Consider the following 21,464-nt stretch of genomic DNA (forward strand, 5'->3'; position numbering starts at 1 on the left):
CGGCCGAACCTGAAACCAATTTATAATTCTGTTTTTTACCAGCTTGCTTTTTTAACTCCTGGTATCAAGCCATTGTTAGCCATTTCACGGAAAGTTACACGTGAAATACCGAACTGACGCATATAACCTCTTGGTCTTCCTGTAAGTTTGCAACGGTTGTGCATACGTACCGGAGAAGCGTTTTTAGGTAGTTTTTGAAGGCCTTCGTAATCTCCAGCTTCTAATAAAGCTTTCCTTTTCTCAGCATATTTTGCTACCAGCGCCGCTCTTTTTACCTCACGGGCTTTCATTGATTCTTTAGCCATAACTTAATTCTTTTTAAAAGGTAAACCTAATTCTGCTAATAATGACTTCGCTTCTTTATCAGTTTGTGCAGAAGTTACAAATGTAATATCTAAACCTGATATTTTGTTAACTTTATCAATATCAATTTCAGGGAAAATGATTTGCTCAGTTACACCCAGGTTATAGTTACCTCTTCCGTCAAATCCTGTAGCCTTGATTCCGCCGAAATCCCTTACACGTGGAAGTGCAGAAGTGATAAGCCTGTCTAGGAACTCATACATTCTTTCTCCACGTAAAGTTACTTTAGCACCAATCGGCATACCTTTTCTAAGTTTGAAAGACGCAACGTCTTTTTTAGAAATGGTAGAAACAGCTTTCTGACCGGTAATTTTTGTTAACTCGTCTACTGCATAATCGATAAGTTTCTTATCAGATACAGCTGCACCAACTCCACGGCTCAAAACGATTTTCTCAAGTTTAGGAACCTGCATTACGTTTTTGTAACCGAACTCTTCTTTAAGAGCAGCAACTACGCGGCTCTTATATTCTTCTTTTAATCTTGGTATGTAAGCCATCACTATAATACTTGATTAGATTTTTTTGAAAATCTCACGTTCTTATCTCCTTCTTTTCTTACACCTGTCTTAGTAGTCTCCTTAGTTTTAGGATCAACAAGGGCGATGTTAGAGATGTGGATAGGAGCTTCTTTCTTCACGATACCACCCTGTGGGTTTTTAGCGCTTGGTTTAGTGTGTTTAGACACCATGTTAACGCCTTCTACGATCGCTTTGTTTTTCTCACGAAGAACACGTAGTACTTTACCTTCAGAACCTTTATGGTCTCCGGCAATTACTCTTACAGTGTCTCCAGATTTTATCTTTAGCTTTATCATCTTTAGAATAATTAAAGCACTTCAGGTGCTAATGATACAATTTTCATGAATTGTTTTTCACGAAGTTCTCTTGCAACCGGACCAAAAACACGAGTTCCCCTCATTTCACCAGCAGCATTTAACAATACGCAAGCGTTATCGTCAAATCTGATGTATGAACCATCGGCTCTTCTCACTTCTTTTTTGGTACGTACAACAACTGCAGTCGAAACAGCACCTTTTTTAACGTTTCCGTTTGGTGTTGCATCTTTAATAGAAACTACAATTTTATCTCCAACAGAGGCATAACGTCTTTTCGTTCCTCCAAGAACACGGATAGTTAAAACTTCCTTCGCTCCTGTGTTGTCTGCTACTTTAAGTCTTGATTCCTGTTGTACCATAATTACTTAGCTCTTTCAATGATTTCAACTAACCTCCAACATTTTGATTTAGATAAAGGACGTGTTTCCATAATCCTTACTGTATCACCAATGTTACAGTCGTTTGTTTCGTCGTGTGCAACAAATTTCTTAGTTTTCAACACGAACTTACCATATAATGGGTGTTTTACTCTTGTAGTTTGGGAAACCACAATTGATTTCTCCATTTTATTACTGGTAACAACACCAATTCTCTCTTTTCTTAAATTTCTTTTTTCCATCTTTCAGCAGACTACAATTATTGTAACTCTCTTTTACTTAACTCAGTTGCTACTCTAGCGATAGACCTTCTTACAGTTCTGATCTGTAGTGGGTTCTCAATTGGAGATATAGCGTGAGCAGTTCTTAGGTCGGCATATGTTTTTCTCAACTCACCAAGTTTACTTTGTAACTCAGCTGCAGATAGATCTTTTATTTCAGATTGTTTCATAATAAATTTTTAATTATGCTTCGAAATCTCTGGCAACGATAAACTTAGTTTTTACAGGAAGCTTTTGAGCAGCAAGGCGAAGCGCCTCTTTAGCTACTGACAAAGGAACTCCTCCTACTTCAAACATGATTCTTCCCGGTTTTACAACTGCAGCCCAGTATTCAACTGCACCTTTACCTTTACCCATCCTTACCTCTAGAGGTTTTTTAGTGATAGGCTTGTCCGGGAAAATTTTTATCCATAGTTGACCTTCCCTCTTCATGAAACGAGTTGCTGCGATACGAGCTGCTTCAATCTGACGAGAAGTAATAAAAGTCGAATCTAAAGATTTGATACCAAACATTCCATTAGAAAGTTCGTGACCTCTTTGAGACACGCCTTTCATCTTACCTTTCTGTACCTTACGGTATTTTGTTCTTTTAGGCTGTAACATTTTACTTCTTTAGTTTAAATTACTTTCTTTTGCGTTGGTTAGATTTATCTCCACCCGGACGACCGTTTGGTCTTCCTTGTGGTCTATCCTGAGATCCCGAAGATTTAGACTGTTTTTTGTCCATACCTACTAACGGAGAAAGATCTCTTTTACCGTAAACCTCACCTTTCATTATCCATACTTTGATACCCATTCTACCATAAGTAGTGTGAGCTTCAGCTAGTGAATAATCAATGTCTGCTCTGAAAGTTGATAGAGGAATCCTTCCTTCTTTGAACATTTCTGAACGTGCCATCTCAGCACCGTTAAGACGGCCAGAGATCATCACTTTCACACCTTCTGCGTTCATACGCATTGCAGCAGCGATAGCCATTTTGATAGCTCTTCTGTAAGAGATACGGCTTTCGATCTGACGAGCAATACTTGTACCTACAAGGTAAGCATCAAGTTCAGGTCTTTTAATTTCAAAGATGTTGATTTGAACCTCTTTGTCAGTAATTTTCTTAAGTTCCTCTTTTAGCTTGTCTACTTCCTGACCACCTTTTCCGATAATGATACCAGGACGGGCAGTAGTAATAGTAACGGTTACAAGCTTAAGGGTTCTCTCGATGATTACCTTAGAAACACTAGCTTTAGATAAACGGGCATGGATATATTTCCTGATTTTATGATCTTCGGCAAGCTTGTCACCATAGTCATTTCCACCATACCAGTTAGAATCCCAACCCCTGATAATACCAAGGCGATTTCCTATTGGATTTGTTTTTTGTCCCATTTCTCTTAGTTGCTTTGTGTGTTATTATTAGTAGCTCCAAGCACGATAGTAACGTGGTTAGAACGTTTTCTTATTCTGTGTGCACGACCTTGTGGAGCTGGTCTTAGCCTTTTAAGCATCATACCACCGTCAACACGGATCTCTTTAACAAATAAGCCTGCATTCTCTAAACTTTCTTCAGCGTTCTTTTGCTGCCAGTTATTGATAGCAGAAAGTAACAATTTCTCAAGTTTGCGAGAAGCTTCTTTTGAACTGAACTTTAATATATTAAGAGCTAATTCTACTTTCTGACCTCTTACCAAATCCGCAACAAGGCGCATTTTTCTAGGTGAAGTAGGGCAGTTATTCAGCTTAGCAAATGCAATTTGCTTATTCGCTTCTTTAGTCTGCTCTGCTCTTTCTCTTTTACGAACTCCCATAGCTTCTTATTATTTTTTACCTTTATTTTTTGCACCAGCGTGGCCTCTGAAAGAGCGCGTTGGCGAAAATTCTCCTAATTTATGACCTACCATATTCTCTGTAACGTAAACCGGTACGAATTGACGACCGTTGTGTACTGCGATAGTCTGTCCAACAAAATCCGGGGTAATCATAGAAGCTCTAGACCAAGTCTTAACAACTGCTTTGTTCCCTTTTTCGATATTTTCCTGAACTTTCTTCTCTAATTTATAGTGAACGAAAGGTCCTTTCTTTAATGAACGTGCCATATCTTACTTATTATTTCTTTCTACGTTCTACGATATACTTATTACTCGGGTTAACTTTAGAACGAGTTCTGTAACCTTTAGCCGGAAGACCTTTTCTAGAACGTGGGTGACCTCCAGAAGAACGTCCTTCACCACCACCCATCGGGTGATCAACAGGGTTCATCGCTACCGGTCTTGTTCTTGGTCTTCTACCTAACCATCTTGATCTACCAGCTTTACCAGAAACGATCAATTGGTGGTCAGAGTTAGAAACTGCTCCAATCGTTGCTGAACATGTAAGAAGGATTAATCTTGTCTCACCTGAAGGCATTTTGATTGTTGCATATTTTCCATCTCTTGCCATTAACTGTGCAAAAGTACCAGCACTACGAGCAATTACTGCTCCCTGGCCTGGACGTAGCTCGATGCAAGATATAACAGTTCCCAGAGGAATTTTACTTAAAGGCATTGAGTTTCCGATTTCAGGAGAAGCATTCTCTCCAGAAACTACGGTTTGACCTACCTGAAGTCCGTTTTGTGCAATGATATACGTTTTCTCTCCATCAGCATAATACAATAGGGAAATAAATGCTGAACGGTTTGGATCGTACTCGATAGTTTTAACTACAGCAGGAACTCCAGCTTTAGTTCTTTTAAAATCGATAATACGATACCTTTGTTTGTGACCACCGCCTGTATAACGCATGGTCATCTTTCCTTGACTATTTCTACCTCCAGAGTTTTTTTTCGGTGCGATCAATGAACGCTCCGGCTTATCAGTTGTAATAGTGTCAAAGCTATTTACAACTCTAAAACGCTGACCCGGGGTAATAGGTTTTAATTTTCTAACTGACATTTTCTATTAGATATTATTATAAAAATCTATTGTTTCACCTTCCTGTACTTGTACAACTGCTTTTTTGTAAGCATTTGTCTTTCCTGAGATTAAACCACTCTTAGTGTATTTAACCGATCTATCAGCCCTGTAGTTCATTGTGTTAACTTCAACAACAGAAACGCCATAAGCAGCCTCAACGGCTTTCTTAATCTGAATCTTGTTTGCTTTTTTGTCAACAACAAAACCAAAACGGTTAAAAACTTCCCCGTCTTTAGTTATTTTTTCAGTGATGATAGGTTTAATAATGATACTCATAGCCCTATTATTTGCTTAAATTTTCCTCAATTCCTTCCAATGCACCTTCTAAAAGAACTAAACTGTTTGAATGTAAAACATTGTAAGTGTTTAATTCTGAAGTAGTTACAACATTAGAACCCTTCAAATTGCGTGACGACAAATATACATTTTTATTTGTATCACCCAACACGAATAGTGATTTTTTATTCTCTAACCCTAAAGCTTTCAAAACGTTAATGAAATTTTTAGTGCTTGGCGCTTCGAATTCGAAGTTCTCAACAACTATTAAATTTGATTCTTTCGCTTTCAAAGCAAGAGCAGATTTTCTTGCTAAACGCTTAAGGCCTTTGTTCAGTTTGAAAGAGTAACTTCTTGGTCTTGGACCGAAAACCGTACCTCCACCTTTGAACAATGGATTCTTAACAGATCCCGCACGGGCAGTACCTGTACCTTTTTGCTTCTTAATTTTGCGTGTACTACCAGTTACCTCAGCTCTTTCTTTAGCTTTGTGAGTTCCCTGCCTTTGGTTAGCAAGATATTGCTTAACGTCCAGGTATACAGCATGCTTATTAGGCTCAATTGCGAATACTGAATCAGAAAGGGTTACCGTTCTGCCAGTTTCTTTTCCGTTGATATCTAATACTTTTACTTCCATTACTTCTGAATGATTACGTAAGAGTTTTTGTGTCCAGGAATCGCTCCTTTAACCACAAGTAGATTCTTTTCAGCAACTACTTTTAAAACTCTAAGGTTTTGAACTGTTACATTATCTCCTCCTGTTCTTCCTGCCATGCGCATTCCTTTGAATACACGTGAAGGATATGATGATGCTCCTACAGAACCCGGCGCTCTAAGACGGTTGTGCTGACCGTGAGTAGCTTGTCCAACACCACCAAAACCGTGACGTTTAACAACACCCTGGAAACCTTTACCTTTAGACACACCCTGTACATCAACAAATTCGCCTTCAGCGAAAAGATCCACAGTGATAACATCACCTAATTTGTGCTCGTTAACAAAATCTTGGAATTCAACGACTTTCTTTTTCGCAACTGTACCTGCTTTCTTAAAGTGACCTACAGCCGCTTTAGTAGCATGTCTCTCTGCTTTGTCATCGAAACCAAGTTGTAACGCTTCATACCCGTCAACCGCGTTGGTTCTGACTTGGGTAACAACGCATGGTCCAGCTTCGATTACTGTACACGGAATGTTTTTTCCGTTTTCATCGAAAATACTGGTCATGCCGATTTTTTTACCAATTAACCCAGACATAAATATTAGTTATTAATTATTAATTCCCTTCAATTTGAAGTAACAGAATACTCCAAACAGGGGTGCAAAAGTAATTATTAAATTTAGATTATCAAACAGTTACAATAAAATAATTGAAATAAATCAAAAATATTTGATTCTAAATCAAAAAATTACGGTTTTTCAACAGCAAACTCAACAGTTTCAGAGTAACCAAAAAAAAATCTCCGGAATAGCTATTCCGGAGACTTTCATATAGTTATTTAAATAACTCAGACTTTGATTTCAACTTCAACACCACTAGGAAGCTCTAATTTCATAAGAGCATCGATAGTTTTAGAAGATGAACTGTAAATATCAAGAAGTCTTTTGTATGAGCTAACCTCAAACTGCTCTCTTGATTTTTTATTTACGTGTGGAGACCTAAGTACAGTAAAGATTTTTTTGTGAGTTGGTAACGGAATAGGACCAGTTACAACAGCACCTGTACTTTTTACAGTCTTAACGATCTTCTCAGCAGACTTGTCTACAAGGCTGTGATCGTATGATTTTAATTTTATTCTGATTTTTTGACTCATTTTCTTTTAAATTAAGCGTTACCTTTTGCTTTTTTGATTACTTCGTCAGCAATGTTAGATGGCGTCTCAGCATAGTGAGAGAACTCCATTGTAGATGTTGCACGACCAGAAGACAATGTTCTTAGTGTAGTAACATAACCAAACATTTCAGAAAGCGGCACACTAGCTTTAACAACTTTAGAACCAGCTCTGTCATCCATGTTATTGATCTGACCACGACGACGGTTAAGGTCACCTACGATGTCACCCATGTTTTCTTCAGGTGTAAGAACCTCAAGTTTCATGATTGGCTCAAGGATAACTGCACCGGCAGCCTTAGCAGACTCTTTGTAACCCATTTTAGCTGCAAGCTCGAAAGAAAGAGCATCCGAGTCAACAGGGTGGAATGAACCATCTATAAGAGTAACTTTCATACTGTCCATTTCGTAACCAGCAAGAGGTCCAGCTTTCATAGCTTCTTTGAAACCTTTCTCGATAGCAGGGATAAACTCTCTAGGAATGTTACCACCTTTTACCTCGTTAACAAAAGTAAGACCTACAGGAACTTTACCATCAACTTCTTCAGCCGGCTCAAGACGGAATACGATATCACCGAATTTACCACGACCACCAGATTGTTTTTTGTAAGTCTCTCTGTGGTTAGCAGAACGTGTAATAGCCTCTTTGTACTCTACCTGTGGCTCACCCTGGTTAACCTCAACTTTAAACTCACGCTTAAGACGGTCAACAAGGATATCAAGGTGAAGCTCACCCATACCAGAGATAATAGTTTGTCCAGAAGCCTGGTCAGTTCTAACCGTAAACGTAGGATCTTCCTCAGCAAGCTTAGCAAGAGCCATACCCATTTTATCAACGTCAGCCTTAGTTTTAGGCTCAACAGCGATACCGATTACCGGATCAGGGAAGTTCATAGACTCAAGAACGATTGGGTTTTTCTCATCAGATAGAGTATCACCAGTCTTGATATCTTTGAAACCTACTGCAGCTCCGATATCACCAGCCTCGATATATTCGATTGGGTTTTGTTTGTTAGCATGCATCTGATAGATACGAGAGATACGCTCTTTGTTACCTGAACGGTTGTTAAGAACATAAGATCCAGCATCAAGACGGCCAGAGTAAGCTCTGAAGAATGCAAGACGACCTACATAAGGGTCAGTTGCGATCTTGAACGCAAGAGCAGAGAACGGCTCAGACGCAGATGGCTTACGTGAAATTGGCTCATCAGTATCAGGGTTTGTACCTTCGATAGCCTCTTTATCAAGTGGAGAAGGAAGGAATTTACAAACTGCATCAAGCATGAACTGAACACCTTTGTTTTTGAATGATGAACCACAAAGCATCGGTATGATAGCCATATCGATAGTAGCTTTTCTAAGCGCTTCGTTTACTTCATCCTCAGTAAGAGAATCTTCATCCTCCATATATTTCTCAAGAAGGTTTTCATCATAAGCAGCAACCTCTTCGATTAGTTGAGATCTGTACTTGTGAGCCTCCTCTTTCATATCATCAGGAATAGGCACGATATCGAATGTAGCACCCTGAGTTTCATCATGCCATACGATAGCCTGGTTTTTGATAAGATCCACAACACCTTTAAAATCAGCCTCGTCACCGATTGGAAGTACAATTGGCACCGCGTTAGATTTAAGCATGTCTTTTACCTGCTGACAAACTGCAAGGAAGTTAGATCCCTGGCGGTCCATTTTATTAACGAATCCCATACGAGGAACACGGTAGTTATCAGCAAGTCTCCAGTTAGTCTCTGATTGAGGCTCAACACCGTCAACAGCACTGAAAAGGAATACAAGACCATCAAGAACCCTAAGTGAACGGTTTACCTCTACGGTAAAGTCAACGTGTCCCGGAGTATCGATGATGTTGAAGTGGTAATCTTTTGTATCAGCTACAGGTTTTCCCTGATCTGTAGGGAAGTTCCATGTACATGTAGTCGCTGCAGAAGTAATAGTAATACCTCTCTCCTGCTCTTGCGCCATCCAGTCCATAGTTGCCGCACCATCGTGAACCTCACCAATCTTGTGTGATTTACCTGTATAGAACAGGATACGCTCAGTTGTTGTTGTTTTACCAGCATCAATGTGAGCAGCAATACCTATATTTCTTGTATATTTTAAGTCTCTAGCCATTTCTAAATTTACTTTATCAATTAAAATCTAAAGTGAGAGAACGCTTTGTTAGCTTCTGCCATCTTATGAGTATCCATTCTCTTTTTAACAGCAGCACCCTCTTCTTTAGCAGCAGCTAAAATTTCAGAAGCCAGTCTTTGAGCCATAGATTTCTCGTTTCTTCTTCTTGCATAAAGAATCATCCATTTCATCGCCATAGAAATCTTTCTGTCCGGACGAATCTGCATTGGGATCTGGAATGTAGCACCACCTACCCTACGGCTACGCACTTCTACGTGAGGCATAACGTTAGTTAGAGCATCTTTCCAAGTTTCTAGAGCTGATTTTTCAGCATCTTGCTTTTTAGTCTCAACGATATCAATAGCATCGTAGAATACTTTAAAGGCAGTTGATTTTTTACCATCCCACATTAAGTTGTTTACAAAACGTGTTACTAATTGGTCATTAAACCTTGGATCTGGTAAAAGAGGTCTTTTTTTGGCCTGTCTTTTTCTCATGTCTTTACTTTAAAAGTTTTTTAAAATTACTTTTTGTCTTTAGGGCGTTTAGCACCGTATTTAGATCTCCTTTGTGTTCTTCCGTTAACACCAGCGGTGTCAAGCGCTCCGCGCACAATGTGATACCTAACTCCCGGTAAATCTTTTACCCTTCCGCCTCTAACTAATACTATCGAGTGCTCTTGTAGATTGTGTCCCTCTCCAGGAATGTAAGCATTCACCTCATTACCGTTAGTTAAACGAACCCTTGCAACTTTACGCATTGCAGAATTCGGTTTCTTAGGTGTAGTAGTGTAAACACGTGTACAAACCCCTCTTCTTTGAGGGCAAGAATCTAAAGCAGCCGATTTACTCTTCTTAGTTATCTGGGCTCTCCCTGTTCTTACTAATTGCTGAATTGTTGGCATAATTAATATTAAAAATTTCTTATGTTTAAAAAACCCGCTTTTTACGGGGTTGCAAATGTATAAATAATTATCAACAAAACAAATCATAAAACATTAATTTTCAAACGCCTTATCTTTCAAAAACAGCCCCTCATATTTTTTCTGCATTTTTTGCGTTATTTTTACGGCTAACATTTTTGCATTGAAAAGACCCCTTCTCATATTTATTTTATTACTCACATGCTTTTTTGCAAAAGCTCAAAGCCTGCACCTAAAAATTGAAGGCAGCAGCGAGTCCGAAAGAAAAACCATAGACTCCATAAGCTACAACAAGACGCATGAAAATGTAAAATCAATAAACGAAGAAGCCACCACCCTTTCAGGAAAGCTTTTAAAAATGGGATATCTTGAAAACAACCTTATCGAAAGAAATAAGATAAACGACAGCCTTTTTTTATACAAATATGTTATTGGAACAAAAACCAGAAATATACATATATATACAGGAAAACTTTCAGCAGAAACAAAGCAGCTTCTCGAACTAAAAAACGACACAATCACATTACCCATAAGTGATGTAGAAAGTTTTATGTCCGGCCATGTAGCCGCACTGGAAAAAAAAGGATACTCATTAAGCAGCATGCAGCTAACTGATTATTCGTCGAAAGGAAATTCCCTGTCGGCAACACTAAAAGCATCCACTGAAAAAAAACGAACCCTTAACAACATAGTGATTGAGGGCTACACAAAATTTCCTGAGGGCATTCGCAAAAACATAACACGACAATACAAAGGAAAAACCTTCAATCAGGAAAACCTTCAACGCATTTACAATGACTTTAGCGCATTGCGTTTTGTCAACCAGATCCGTTACCCGGAAATACTATTCAAACAGGACACCACCAAAGTTTATGTATATCTTGAAAAAGCAAAACCCAACACCTTTGACGGCTTCATAGGATTTTCAAATGACGACCAAAACAAAGTTATATTTAACGGGTATCTCGACTTACTACTTAACAACGTATTAAACACCGGCGAGAAGTTTAACCTTTTCTGGAAAAGCGACGGCAACAAACAAACCACATTCAACGCAGCACTTGAATTACCCTACATATTTAGAAGCCCTATTGGACTAAAGGGAAGTTTGAAGATTTTTAAACAGGATAGCACTTTTCAAAACACAGCAACCGACATAAACATCGGCTACTATTTCAGTTACAACTCAAAACTTTTTGTCGGCCTTCAGCAAACCCAATCCGTAGATATCCAAAATCTTAACAACAGCTCACTAAGCGACTTCAATAACTCATTCGTCACCTCGACTTTCGATTTTACTGACTACAATCTGGACGACTTCATCTTTCCCGAAAAAACTATTGCATTGATAAAAGCCGGAACAGGAAAACGAACCTCGAAAACAGGAAACTCAGACCAGTATTTTATACAGGCTAATTTTTCACATAATTTATACCTGAACAAACAAAACCTCATTAACCTGAAAACCCAGGATTATTACCTCAAAAGCAACACCTACATCATAAACGAATTATTTCGCTTTGGCGGAATTAACTCTATACGAGGATTCAACGAAAACAGCCTGCAGGCTAACCTCTTACTCTCACTAATGGCAGAGTACAGATACATACTTTCGCCCAACATGTATGTACATTCCATAACAGATTACGCCTATTTTGAAGACGAAACATCGAAAACACAAAACAATTTATTAGGATTAGGCTTCGGATTTGGTTTATTAACAAAAACAGGGCTTTTTAATATCATTTATGCCAATGGCAGCTCTAACAATCAGCAAATCAAGCTATCAAACTCCATAATCCACATTAGCTTCCGCACAAGGTTTTAACACTTATACCTACGTTAAATCTTAAAATATTACAAAAATTCTAAATTTTTTCACAAAAAACTTGCGTATCACGATACTTCAACAGAAATTTGGGAAACTAACTCAAATCTATTTCAATGAAGACAAGGCTACGTGTTTTGTTAACGCTCCTCATGGCGTTAATGATGCAAATTTCGTTTGCACAGCAAAGAGCTGTATCCGGTACAGTTAAAGACTCAGGTGGTTTCCCAATTCCGGGAGTAAATGTTGTCGTTAAAGGCACATCCACAGGAACCCAAACCGACATTGACGGTAATTTCACAATTCAGGCCGCTCCGACCGACATTCTTGTGTTTTCTTACATTGGTATGACAACACGAGAAACGCTGGCAAGTTCAACTACCATGAATATTACCATGGCAGATGACGCAACAGAGCTTGAAGCTGTGGTAGTTACCGCATTTGGTATCAAAAGAAATCCTAAAGACCTGGGATATTCGGTAAGCAGCATTAAAAGTGCTGACATTACTGAGAACTCCGAGCCGGATCTTATCCGTGCAATAAACGGTAAAGTACCGGGAGTTAACGTAAACGTATCTACCGGGGTTGCGGGTGCAGCCAACCAGATTACGATTAGGGGTATCAGTAGTGTAACAGGTGATACTCAACCACTGATCATCGTAGATGGGGTTGCCTACAACAACACCGAGGTTACAACCTCAAGCCAGGTAACTGGTGGTGGTGGATACCAAAATGGTCTTTCATCTCTTGACCCTAACGACATTGCTACAATGAACGTACTGAAAGGTGCAGCAGCATCTGCTCTTTACGGTTCAAGAGCTATGAATGGGGTAATCGTGATTACCACTAAATCAGGAAACCCTTCAGGTAACACTAATAACAAAATGTCTGTTACCTACAGTAACGGTACTTATTTTGAAAACATTGCTAACCTGCCGGACTACCAAAACACTTATGGCGCAGGTAACAACTTTATATACAGTAATGCTAATGGTTCTTGGGGACCTCGTTTTGATTCGTTAGAAACTATCCCAACGTGGCCGAACTTAAAAAATGCTTTCCCTGACCAGTTTGGCGACACAATGCCTTATGTTGCTAAACCTAATAACGTTAAAGACTTATTCAGAACAGGTACTGTTTTAGAGAACTCTTTAAACCTTAATTACGGAGGACAAGATGGCGGATTTAACTTAACGATATCAGACCTTGATCAGAATGGTTACATCCCATACAATACCTACGACAGAACATCATTCTCAACTGGTGGTAACTTTAAGCTTAAAAATGGACTTACAGTAGGTGCTAACCTGAGCTATGCAACAACAAAACAAGTAGGAGGTTTCTTTGGTGAAAACCAATTTGACGGTGCTTCTTCCTCTTTCGCAAGAACACTATTCCTTGCCAGAAACTGGGATTTCAGCTTACCTTACGAAGATCCTATTACAGGCGGAAGTGTTATTCCAAATGCTGGATATGATCATCCACTATGGTCTTGGAAGCATGACCAGATAACTACTAATACGCAAAGAACTGTTGCTGGTATCAACTTCGGATATGCGTTTAACGACAACATCTCTGCTTCATACAGACTAGGTGTTAACAAATATGACCTGGATCGTAGAGAAATACGCGACAAAAACTCAAGAGCAGACCAAGGCGTAGGCTCTTTAACTATAGATAACTTCAGCAATGAGGACATAGAATCTACCTTAATCGTAAACTTTGATTACAAGCTTACTGACAAAATAGGTTTTAAAGGACTTTTAGGTAATAACGTATTCCAAAATTCTACTTCAAGAATAGGCTACTACGGCCGTGAATTCATTGTTGAAGATGTTTTCAGCTTACGTAATACAAATACAGTGACCAACCTTGCAGATGGAACCACCAGAAAGAGAACAGTTGGTTTTTTTGCAGATGCAACGTTCTCTTATGACGAATGGCTATTCTTGAATGGTACTGCCAGAAATGACTCTTCATCTTCATTATCAAAAGCTAACAGATCATACTTCTATCCATCGGGAAGTTTATCTCTAATTCTTACTGAAGCGCTTAAAATGAATAGTAATGTATTAACATTCGCTAAATTAAGAACCAGTTATGCTAAAGTAGGTAGGGATACATACGCAGAATTTATAAACAACAACTTTGTACTTAACAATGCCTACAACAAGAACCCTGCTGTTGGAAACAGGCCAACTCTATCAGATGAAGGTATAACTCCTGAATTTGCAAAAGAGTTTGAAATCGGTACAGATCTGGAATTCTTTAAACGCAGAATTACCCTTGACTTTACTTATTACAACAAAGACGCATACGATCTTCTCCTACCTGTAGCAGTTCCAGTATCTACAGGCTATCAGGAATATGCTACTAATGGTGCTGCCATGACCAATAAAGGTTTTGAAGTGGGACTTACATTGGTTCCGGTACAAACTGAAAACTTTAAATGGACATGGACTACCAACTTCACTAAAAACAAAAATGAGGTTACTGAATTATATCCCGGGCTGGAAAGAACTCAGCTTGACGCGAATGAGGTTGCTTATGCAATTCCCGGACAGCCATTTGGTGTATTCTACGGAACCCGGTTTGCAAGAGATGAGGAAGGAAATTACCTGATCAATCAGGCAACGGGAGGTATTGTACAAGATCCTGAATTGGGAATCATTGGTGATCCAAACCCTGACTTTAAAATGAACTTCATCAACACCTTTAGCTACAAAGGAATAACACTAAGAGCACAAATTGACTGGAGAGAAGGCGGAGATGTTTCTTCTTCTACAATCGAACAGCTTCTTGGTCGTGGTGTAACTAAAGATACTGAAGATCGTGAGAGAGTACATATTATTCCGGGATACTATGGAAATAACGATGGAACACCTGTATTGGATGCTAACGGAAATAAAATTCCAAACAACACCACTATCAGCACTAACGAATTGTACTTCTCGCCTTCAGGAAGTAACACTTTTGCCATAAACAGTGTTGATGAAGCAAGAATTTATGATGGAACTGTATACAGATTAAGAGAACTAAGTCTTACTTATGATCTTCCTGCCAAGATACTTGAGAAAACACCTTTTGGAAGAATCAGTTTTGGCTTTATTGCCAACAACCTATGGTACTGGGCACCGAATGTACCTAAGTACACCAACTTCGACCCGGAAACAACTAGTTATGGTTCATCAAACCTACAGGGTATTGAGGTATCGGCAGCACCAACAGCAAAAAGATACGGCTTCAGACTTAATGTATCCTTCTAAAAAAAAACAAAATGAAAATAATTAAATATACAAAATACGGATTGGCAGCTTTAACAGTTGCTCTATTCGCCACTGCATGTAGTGATGAATACTATGATGTAAACACAGATAAGGACAGCCCCAGCATTGCTCCTCTAAGCGCACTGCTAACTAATACTCAGGTTGCTCTTGGTGCCGCAGGCGACTTCCAGTTTTACACAGGAGACATCATGCAGGTTTATACGCACCAAATGGTAGTAAGGGAAGAACCGGATCAATACGGCACAAAGGTTGACAACATCAACCTTCAAAACGAATGGAACAATCTTTACCTTACACTAACAGACCTAAACAGTATTATTGATCAGGGAACCAGGGATGAAGCTCCTGCATATGTGGGAATTGCGCAAATGGAGAAAGCATACCTTCTTGCATTTGCTGTTGATATTTGGGGAGACATACCTTTCTCCGAAGCAAACAAACTTAAAGATGAAGCTATCATAGCTCCTAAGTTTGATAATCAGGAAGAAGTCTATGCTGCAGTTTTTGAACTTATTGAACAGGCTAAAGTTAACATGGCTACAGAAAGTGTAATAACTCCAAGCACTAACGACATTTTTTATGGTGGTGATATGGATAAATGGATCAAATTTGCCAACACTTTCAAATTCAAACTGTACAATCAGGTGAGAAATACTCCATTATTTAATGCCGCAGATTTTGCAGCATTGGTAGCCGAAGACAACTTCATGGAATCGAGTGCTGATGACTTTGAGTTTAAGCACACTACAAACCAGACTCCTTCTGACGAGAGAAACAGATTCTTTGTAGCGTCTTACGGAAGTACACAGTTCTCTACTTATATGAGTCCATGGTTTTATGAGATCCTTAAAGGCATGAATCCTAATATCCATACAGGCAACCCTGACCCAAGGATTCCGTATTACTTCTTTAACCAGCTTACGGCAGGACAATTCCCACCAGACCAGGGAGACGCAGAAACAGGTAATCCAAAAGCGGATTACTGGGATGCCTCAACAGGTTTCTTCTCAATCCGTTTTGGAAGTACAGGGCCATGGAGAGATTCATCGGCTGAAAACTCATATACTTACCCCGGCATATTCCCAACAGGGGGGCGTTATGATGATGGCGAAGGAGGAGTTATGGATATTAATGGCGGAACAGGCCGTGCTCCTAAAAGAATCCTTACTTATGATGAATTCCTTTACATAAAAGCGGAACTTATGCTTGCGGGTGTACTATCAGGTGATGCAGGTACCCAGCTTGAAGAAGCCATGAATGCCAGCTTTGCAAAAGTTGATGCTGTTGTTGCCGGAACAGGAACTACTCAGGACGTACCTGTACTTACAGGCTCATCTGATGTAACTGATTTCATTGCAGATGTTATGACAGAATATGCATCCGGCGATGCTGCCAAAAAACTGGAAATCATAATGACACAAAAATGGGTAGCAACTTTTGGCGATCCGGCTGATCAATATACTGATTACAGAAGAACAGGATTTCCTGTACTTGCCAACCCTAACGGACCGTCACCAGAGTATCAATTAAACAACAATGATGGTTTCCCACTTATCGATTCGCAAACAGTACAAAACAACCTGTTCCAGGTGTCTTTATTTTGGCCACAAAGTGAACTGAACGCCAATGCTAGTGCACCGGCTCAAAAAAACCCAGGCACTTACACTATATTCTGGGATAACTAAAAACATAAAGCCATGAAAAAACTAAAATATATATTTATTTCATTATTCGCTTTAACCATGGCGTTATCGTGTGATGATGACGGTGGGGACAGCAAACTGAACCTTAAAACCAGTGCTGTTCCGGATATTCAGAAAGTTGAAGGTTCACAACCCATAATTGACTTGTTAGCTATACAGGAAGGGGAAGACGTTTCAATCTCTTTCACAGCTGACATAGGGATGGGAACAGTATCTTCAATGGATGTTGTAGGTTACTATTTCGCCGGAGACGGATCAGTTGAAAAAGTAGTATTAGCTAATGATGTTACTACTTTCCCAACAACTGTAACTCTTAGCAAACAACAGCTTATTGACACCTTTGCTGCTTTAAATTCAGACGCAGATTTTTCATTGGGAGACCAACTGGTAATTACCGGAGATCTAACGTTAGAAGACGGAACTGTTGTTAGTATGCTGACCGACGCAGGTGGAAGAAACTATGGTACTGACATCCAGAATTCACCATTATTTAAAGTAACTCAAATCTACAATGTATCTTGCCCTTCTGATTTAGGTGGTACTTACACTGCTTTATCAAGTGGTGCCTCTACAGATTCTGGACCTACACCGGATGAAAATCCGATTACAGATTATCCGTATGATATAGTACTAACTGACAATGGCGGAGGAAGCTACACATTATCTGATGCTTTTGGAGGTCTATACATACTATGGTATGACATCTATGGACTAACGTTTGAAGTTGAAGGAGATATCACTGACGTATGTGGTACATTGAGCGGTTCGTTTACAGATCCTTTTGGAGCTAATGTAACAATCGATGGTGTTGTGAATGGTGATGGCACTATTACCTACACTTGGGTTAATGATTTTGGCGACACAGGAACAACTACATTAACCAAAGTTCCATAAGAGAAATTTCTATATTCAATATTTCAATGGAGGATGGCAATAGCCATCCTCTTTTTTATACCTTTGCACCATGGAAAAAGAACATCAGATTTTCGGTATAAGAGCTATAATAGAAGCTATACACGCAGGAAAAGAAATTGACAAGGTATTTATTCAGAAAGATGCGCAGGGAGATCTTATGAAAGACCTCATGAAGGCCATGAAAGCCAACAATGTTAACTTTAGCTACGTTCCTGTAGAAAAACTGAACAGATTAACCCATAACAACCATCAGGGTGCTGTTGCTACCATCGCCCCTATTTCTTTCCATAACCTGGAGTCATTAATTGAAAAAGTAATGGAAAGCGGAAAAACTCCCCTATTCCTTATTTTAGATCAATTATCAGATGCGCGTAACTTTGGTGCTATAATCAGGACCGCTGAATGTACCGGAGTTGATGGCATCATCGTTCAAAAGCAGGGTTCAGCACCTGTAAATGGAGACACTGTAAAAACTTCTGCCGGTGCGGTATTTAATGTTCCTATCTGTAAAGTGGAGCATATAAAGGATGCTATTTTTCATCTTCAGGGCTCAGGAATAAAAACCGTTGCCGCAACTGAAAAAACGGACAACAATATTTATGACATTGCCTTAACAGAACCTGTAGCTATAATTATGGGATCAGAAGACAGAGGTATCAATCCTTCAGTACTGAAGATTGTAGATGAAAAGGCAAAACTGCCAATGTTCGGAACAATTTCTTCTCTAAATGTATCTGTGGCTTGTGGTGCTTTTTTATATGAAGCTGTAAGACAAAGACAATAAAAACACTTAATTAAAGAGTCTGTTCATCAGACTCTTTTTTTTGGTCATTACCATTCTGAACTGGAACATAAGTATATACAATCCTTATAGTTTGTGAAGGCAAAGGAGACAGTATTTCAGCATCTACAACCTCTATATCTTCAGGTTTGGGTGGGTTTACAAAATTGCCATTCTCATCAAACCGCTTCATAAAAGGATCTCCTTTGGGGTCGAAGTCCGGTCGCTGCCAGTCATAAACAATTTGTCTTTTATATTCAGGGGTTTTATATATTCTTGAAAACAACAGTCCGCTCACTAGTCCGCCCAAATGGCCTTCCCAGGATATTGTTTGGTCTTCACCCGGAAAAACATACCATACCATTCCACCATAAAGTACAATTATAGTAAGTGATAAAGCTACCAATCGATAGTAACCCGTTTGCATTCCTTTAAAAAAGATAAAGCTGACAAGCACATATATAAGTCCGCTAGCGCCTATATGGTAAGAATCCCTGCCTATCAACCATGTAATAAATCCTGAGAGCAAAATGCCATATACAATTATCTGTAAGGCATACTGCCTGTAAAAATACCTTAGCGCAGCAACAAGCACAAGTAACGGTATCGAATTATTATAGAGATGTTCCAGGCTTCCGTGAAGAAAAGGACTTAATACTATTCCTCTCAATCCTTTCAGGCTTCTTGGAAGAATCCCATAATCATTAAGATATATATGGTATTTCACTTCTACCCAATATACTAACCAAAGCAACAATACAAAATAGAGCGGCCAGGCAAAAACGGAAGGTGAAAACTTAAATTCGTTTGTATCGGTCATACTGCTTTGAAATCAAAAATATATCCAAACTAAAATCTATGCTTTTTTGTCATATTTTAAATATAAAACTTATGCTAACTCATATTGTCATCAATATCGAAATATGTAATTTTACAACATGGAAGCACCTTTGGCAGAACGCATACGTCCGCAACATTTATCAGAATATATAAGCCAGCAGCATCTTGTAGGGCCGAACGGCTCGTTAACACACCAGATTGCACGCGGTATCATTCCATCATTAATTTTATGGGGACCTCCCGGCACCGGAAAAACAACTCTGGCGCAAATAATGGCTCAGGAAAGTAACCGCCCTTTTTATGTATTAAGCGCCATAAATGCAGGCGTAAAAGATATCCGTGATGTAATTGACAAAGCCAAACAAAGTGGCGGGTTATTTACCGCTAAGAATCCGATATTATTCATTGATGAGATCCATCGCTTCAGCAAATCACAGCAGGATTCGCTTTTGGCAGCTGTTGAGAAAGGCTGGGTTACACTTATAGGTGCTACGACTGAAAACCCCAGCTTCGAAGTTATACCCGCTTTATTATCCCGCTGTCAGGTATATATCCTCAATGCTTTTACAAAAGATGACCTTGAAGCACTGTTGCATCGTTCAATGGAAGCCGATGCCTACCTGAAAACCAAAAATATAAACCTAAAAGAAACAGAGGCACTACTTCGCCTTTCGGGTGGCGATGGCCGTAAACTCCTGAATATTTTTGAATTGGTAATAAATGCTACCGATGGCGAAATAATTGAGATAACTAACGAGAGAGTAATGCAGCTCGTTCAGAAAAACACTGTACTGTATGACAAGACTGGAGAACAGCACTATGACATAATTTCAGCCTTTATAAAATCTATGAGAGGGAGCGACCCCAATGGAGCCGTTTATTGGCTGGCAAGAATGATTGAAGGTGGCGAAGACCTGAAGTTTATTGCGCGAAGAATGCTAATACTAGCGTCAGAAGATATTGGAAATGCAAATCCAACAGCTTTAATTATGGCAAATAACACCTTTCAGGCTGTCTCAACCATCGGTTACCCGGAATCGAGAATACTATTGAGCCAATGTGCAATTTACCTCGCTACTTCTCCTAAAAGTAACGCCAGCTATATGGCCATAGGAAAGGCCCAGCAAATTGTAAAACAAACAGGAGACTTACCGGTACCATTACATCTGCGGAATGCTCCTACCAAACTTATGAAAGAGTTAGGCTATGGTGATGAATATAAATACGCACACGATTATGACAATAATTTTGCCGATCAGGAATTCCTGCCCGATGAAATTAAAAACACAGCTTTTTATGACCCGGGAAATAATTCAAGAGAAAACTCTACCCGAGAATTTTTAAGAAACCGCTGGAAGAAGTACGGGTATTAAATAGCAAAGTTTCAAAGCCGCAGAGAAACTAAGTCAAAAAACCTTGAAACTTTGAAACTAAAACTTAATATTTAGTTTTTCAGAAACCAATTTATCATTTTGGTAATATTCAAAGACCCAGTCATTACCTTTTTTGAACACTACCCCATTTTTAGTTTCTGATACAGCAGTATATGAATCCTGCTGCGATGTCTTATATATTTTCAAAATCACTTTAGGAGTACTATCTACCAATTGATAGCCATTAGCTATTGGCTGTGCAAAAAGCTGGTTAGTATTGTTTACCGTTTCAGGAGTTGCAGCCTGTTGATGTGCCGGAACTGAAGCAGCAGCTTTCACAGGCTTATCATTCTTACCTGAATATTTATAATCCAGTTGCGCTACTGATTGTGATGCTTCACGAAGCGCCTGATAATATGCTTTTTGATATGCTTTTTCTTTACTAGTCCCTTCAGCAGAGGTAAATACAACTTTACCATCACAATTTTTCAACTCAATAACCAGCTTAGTACTCAGTAATCCTGAGTCATTTTTTACGTTAGCATATAGTGCTTTACACCTGTCCAAGGCAAGTTCATCCGGCATCTTTTGAGTTGGATGATAAACCTGCCACCCATACTTTTCAAAAATCATTTTAGTTAATGAATTCAGGTTATATTGGTTATCCTCTTTTAGCCATTCAAATTTTTCAGGGACAACTACATATTTATAGTCATTTATACTTTGCGCAAAGCCGATTCCCGACATTAGCAAAACAAACAATAGTATAGTCTTTTTCATAGCA

The 21,464-nt window shown here is 39.1% G+C and carries 26 protein-coding genes; 6 read left to right on the plus strand and 20 right to left on the minus strand.

Going from position 1 to position 21,464, the window contains the following annotated elements; translation table 11 throughout:
- Positions 1 to 35: 35 nt before the first annotated feature.
- The 18 genes from rpsN to rpsL all read right to left on the minus strand — a co-directional run bounded on the left by rpsN (position 36) and on the right by rpsL (position 9,935).
- Entirely contained in the window at positions 36 to 305 is a 270-nt protein-coding gene (gene rpsN / locus DEU42_RS06415; RefSeq protein WP_114757457.1) for a 30S ribosomal protein S14, read from the minus strand.
- 3 nt (positions 306 to 308) lie between these two features.
- The gene (rplE, locus tag DEU42_RS06420; RefSeq protein ID WP_114757458.1) at positions 309 to 860 is read right to left on the minus strand and encodes a 50S ribosomal protein L5; all 552 of its coding nucleotides are present in this window, start codon (positions 858 to 860) and stop codon (positions 309 to 311) included.
- A gap of 2 nt (positions 861 to 862) precedes the next feature.
- Complete coding sequence (gene rplX / locus DEU42_RS06425) at positions 863 to 1,177, minus strand: 50S ribosomal protein L24 (RefSeq protein WP_114757459.1); 315 nt, start codon at positions 1,175 to 1,177, stop codon at positions 863 to 865.
- Between the two features lie 11 nt (positions 1,178 to 1,188).
- Positions 1,189 to 1,557 (minus strand): 50S ribosomal protein L14, encoded by a 369-nt coding sequence (gene rplN, locus DEU42_RS06430; RefSeq protein ID WP_007803649.1) that lies wholly within the window; start codon positions 1,555 to 1,557, stop codon positions 1,189 to 1,191.
- A gap of 2 nt (positions 1,558 to 1,559) precedes the next feature.
- Entirely contained in the window at positions 1,560 to 1,817 is a 258-nt protein-coding gene (gene rpsQ, locus DEU42_RS06435; protein WP_057671665.1) for a 30S ribosomal protein S17, read from the minus strand.
- Between the two features lie 17 nt (positions 1,818 to 1,834).
- Positions 1,835 to 2,026, minus strand: coding sequence for a 50S ribosomal protein L29 (gene rpmC, locus DEU42_RS06440; RefSeq protein WP_114757460.1), 192 nt, complete (start codon positions 2,024 to 2,026; stop codon positions 1,835 to 1,837).
- A 13-nt stretch (positions 2,027 to 2,039) separates the two neighbouring features.
- Entirely contained in the window at positions 2,040 to 2,459 is a 420-nt protein-coding gene (rplP, locus tag DEU42_RS06445; RefSeq protein ID WP_114757461.1) for a 50S ribosomal protein L16, read from the minus strand.
- 19 nt (positions 2,460 to 2,478) lie between these two features.
- Complete coding sequence (rpsC, locus tag DEU42_RS06450) at positions 2,479 to 3,234, minus strand: 30S ribosomal protein S3 (protein WP_114757462.1); 756 nt, start codon at positions 3,232 to 3,234, stop codon at positions 2,479 to 2,481.
- A gap of 5 nt (positions 3,235 to 3,239) precedes the next feature.
- Positions 3,240 to 3,653: a 50S ribosomal protein L22 gene (rplV, locus tag DEU42_RS06455; RefSeq protein ID WP_114757463.1), complete on the minus strand. Its 414-nt coding sequence runs from the start codon at positions 3,651 to 3,653 to the stop codon at positions 3,240 to 3,242.
- Positions 3,654 to 3,662: 9 nt separating this feature from the next.
- A complete protein-coding gene (rpsS, locus tag DEU42_RS06460) occupies positions 3,663 to 3,941 on the minus strand; it encodes a 30S ribosomal protein S19 (protein ID WP_114757464.1) in 279 nt (92 codons plus the stop codon).
- Between the two features lie 10 nt (positions 3,942 to 3,951).
- Positions 3,952 to 4,776, minus strand: coding sequence for a 50S ribosomal protein L2 (gene rplB / locus DEU42_RS06465; RefSeq protein ID WP_114757465.1), 825 nt, complete (start codon positions 4,774 to 4,776; stop codon positions 3,952 to 3,954).
- A gap of 6 nt (positions 4,777 to 4,782) precedes the next feature.
- Complete coding sequence (gene rplW / locus DEU42_RS06470) at positions 4,783 to 5,073, minus strand: 50S ribosomal protein L23 (RefSeq protein WP_114757466.1); 291 nt, start codon at positions 5,071 to 5,073, stop codon at positions 4,783 to 4,785.
- 7 nt (positions 5,074 to 5,080) lie between these two features.
- Positions 5,081 to 5,710 (minus strand): 50S ribosomal protein L4, encoded by a 630-nt coding sequence (gene rplD, locus DEU42_RS06475; protein ID WP_114757467.1) that lies wholly within the window; start codon positions 5,708 to 5,710, stop codon positions 5,081 to 5,083.
- Positions 5,710 to 6,327: a 50S ribosomal protein L3 gene (gene rplC / locus DEU42_RS06480; protein ID WP_114757468.1), complete on the minus strand. Its 618-nt coding sequence runs from the start codon at positions 6,325 to 6,327 to the stop codon at positions 5,710 to 5,712. The genes rplD and rplC overlap by 1 nt, the downstream gene beginning before the upstream one ends.
- Before the next feature lie 251 nt (positions 6,328 to 6,578).
- Positions 6,579 to 6,884 carry a 30S ribosomal protein S10 gene (gene rpsJ / locus DEU42_RS06485; RefSeq protein WP_020213633.1) on the minus strand — a complete coding sequence of 102 codons (306 nt, stop codon included), beginning with the start codon at positions 6,882 to 6,884 and terminating at the stop codon, positions 6,579 to 6,581.
- 11 nt (positions 6,885 to 6,895) lie between these two features.
- Positions 6,896 to 9,031 carry an elongation factor G gene (gene fusA, locus DEU42_RS06490; RefSeq protein WP_114757469.1) on the minus strand — a complete coding sequence of 712 codons (2,136 nt, stop codon included), beginning with the start codon at positions 9,029 to 9,031 and terminating at the stop codon, positions 6,896 to 6,898.
- Positions 9,032 to 9,051: 20 nt separating this feature from the next.
- On the minus strand, positions 9,052 to 9,528 hold the full coding sequence (rpsG, locus tag DEU42_RS06495) for a 30S ribosomal protein S7 (protein ID WP_114757470.1): 477 nt from the start codon (positions 9,526 to 9,528) through the stop codon (positions 9,052 to 9,054).
- 26 nt (positions 9,529 to 9,554) lie between these two features.
- Complete coding sequence (gene rpsL / locus DEU42_RS06500) at positions 9,555 to 9,935, minus strand: 30S ribosomal protein S12 (RefSeq protein ID WP_114757561.1); 381 nt, start codon at positions 9,933 to 9,935, stop codon at positions 9,555 to 9,557.
- Positions 9,936 to 10,116: 181 nt separating this feature from the next.
- Between rpsL and DEU42_RS06505 the strand changes: the two genes are divergently transcribed.
- The 5 genes from DEU42_RS06505 to rlmB all read left to right on the plus strand — a co-directional run bounded on the left by DEU42_RS06505 (position 10,117) and on the right by rlmB (position 18,470).
- On the plus strand, positions 10,117 to 11,781 hold the full coding sequence (locus tag DEU42_RS06505) for a hypothetical protein (protein ID WP_233506630.1): 1,665 nt from the start codon (positions 10,117 to 10,119) through the stop codon (positions 11,779 to 11,781).
- Positions 11,782 to 11,897: 116 nt separating this feature from the next.
- A complete protein-coding gene (locus DEU42_RS06510; RefSeq protein WP_114757472.1) occupies positions 11,898 to 15,047 on the plus strand; it encodes a SusC/RagA family TonB-linked outer membrane protein in 3,150 nt (1,049 codons plus the stop codon).
- A gap of 11 nt (positions 15,048 to 15,058) precedes the next feature.
- A complete protein-coding gene (locus tag DEU42_RS06515) occupies positions 15,059 to 16,753 on the plus strand; it encodes a SusD/RagB family nutrient-binding outer membrane lipoprotein (protein ID WP_114757473.1) in 1,695 nt (564 codons plus the stop codon).
- A 12-nt stretch (positions 16,754 to 16,765) separates the two neighbouring features.
- On the plus strand, positions 16,766 to 17,665 hold the full coding sequence (locus tag DEU42_RS06520) for a hypothetical protein (RefSeq protein WP_147278070.1): 900 nt from the start codon (positions 16,766 to 16,768) through the stop codon (positions 17,663 to 17,665).
- 70 nt (positions 17,666 to 17,735) lie between these two features.
- Positions 17,736 to 18,470 (plus strand): 23S rRNA (guanosine(2251)-2'-O)-methyltransferase RlmB, encoded by a 735-nt coding sequence (gene rlmB, locus DEU42_RS06525; RefSeq protein WP_114757475.1) that lies wholly within the window; start codon positions 17,736 to 17,738, stop codon positions 18,468 to 18,470.
- Between the two features lie 10 nt (positions 18,471 to 18,480).
- On the opposite strand, the gene DEU42_RS06530 is transcribed toward rlmB, so the two are convergent.
- On the minus strand, positions 18,481 to 19,287 hold the full coding sequence (locus DEU42_RS06530) for a rhomboid family intramembrane serine protease (RefSeq protein WP_114757476.1): 807 nt from the start codon (positions 19,285 to 19,287) through the stop codon (positions 18,481 to 18,483).
- A gap of 118 nt (positions 19,288 to 19,405) precedes the next feature.
- Between DEU42_RS06530 and DEU42_RS06535 the strand changes: the two genes are divergently transcribed.
- Positions 19,406 to 20,680 (plus strand): replication-associated recombination protein A, encoded by a 1,275-nt coding sequence (locus DEU42_RS06535; protein WP_114757477.1) that lies wholly within the window; start codon positions 19,406 to 19,408, stop codon positions 20,678 to 20,680.
- 57 nt (positions 20,681 to 20,737) lie between these two features.
- Here the strand turns inward: DEU42_RS06535 and DEU42_RS06540 are convergent, their stop codons facing one another.
- Complete coding sequence (locus tag DEU42_RS06540; protein ID WP_147278071.1) at positions 20,738 to 21,460, minus strand: hypothetical protein; 723 nt, start codon at positions 21,458 to 21,460, stop codon at positions 20,738 to 20,740.
- Between the last annotated feature and the right edge of the window lie 4 nt (positions 21,461 to 21,464).

This window comes from Flavobacterium sp. AG291 (assembly GCF_003350375.1).
In the GTDB taxonomy this organism is placed as follows: Bacteria; Bacteroidota; Bacteroidia; order Flavobacteriales; family Flavobacteriaceae; genus Flavobacterium; species Flavobacterium suzhouense.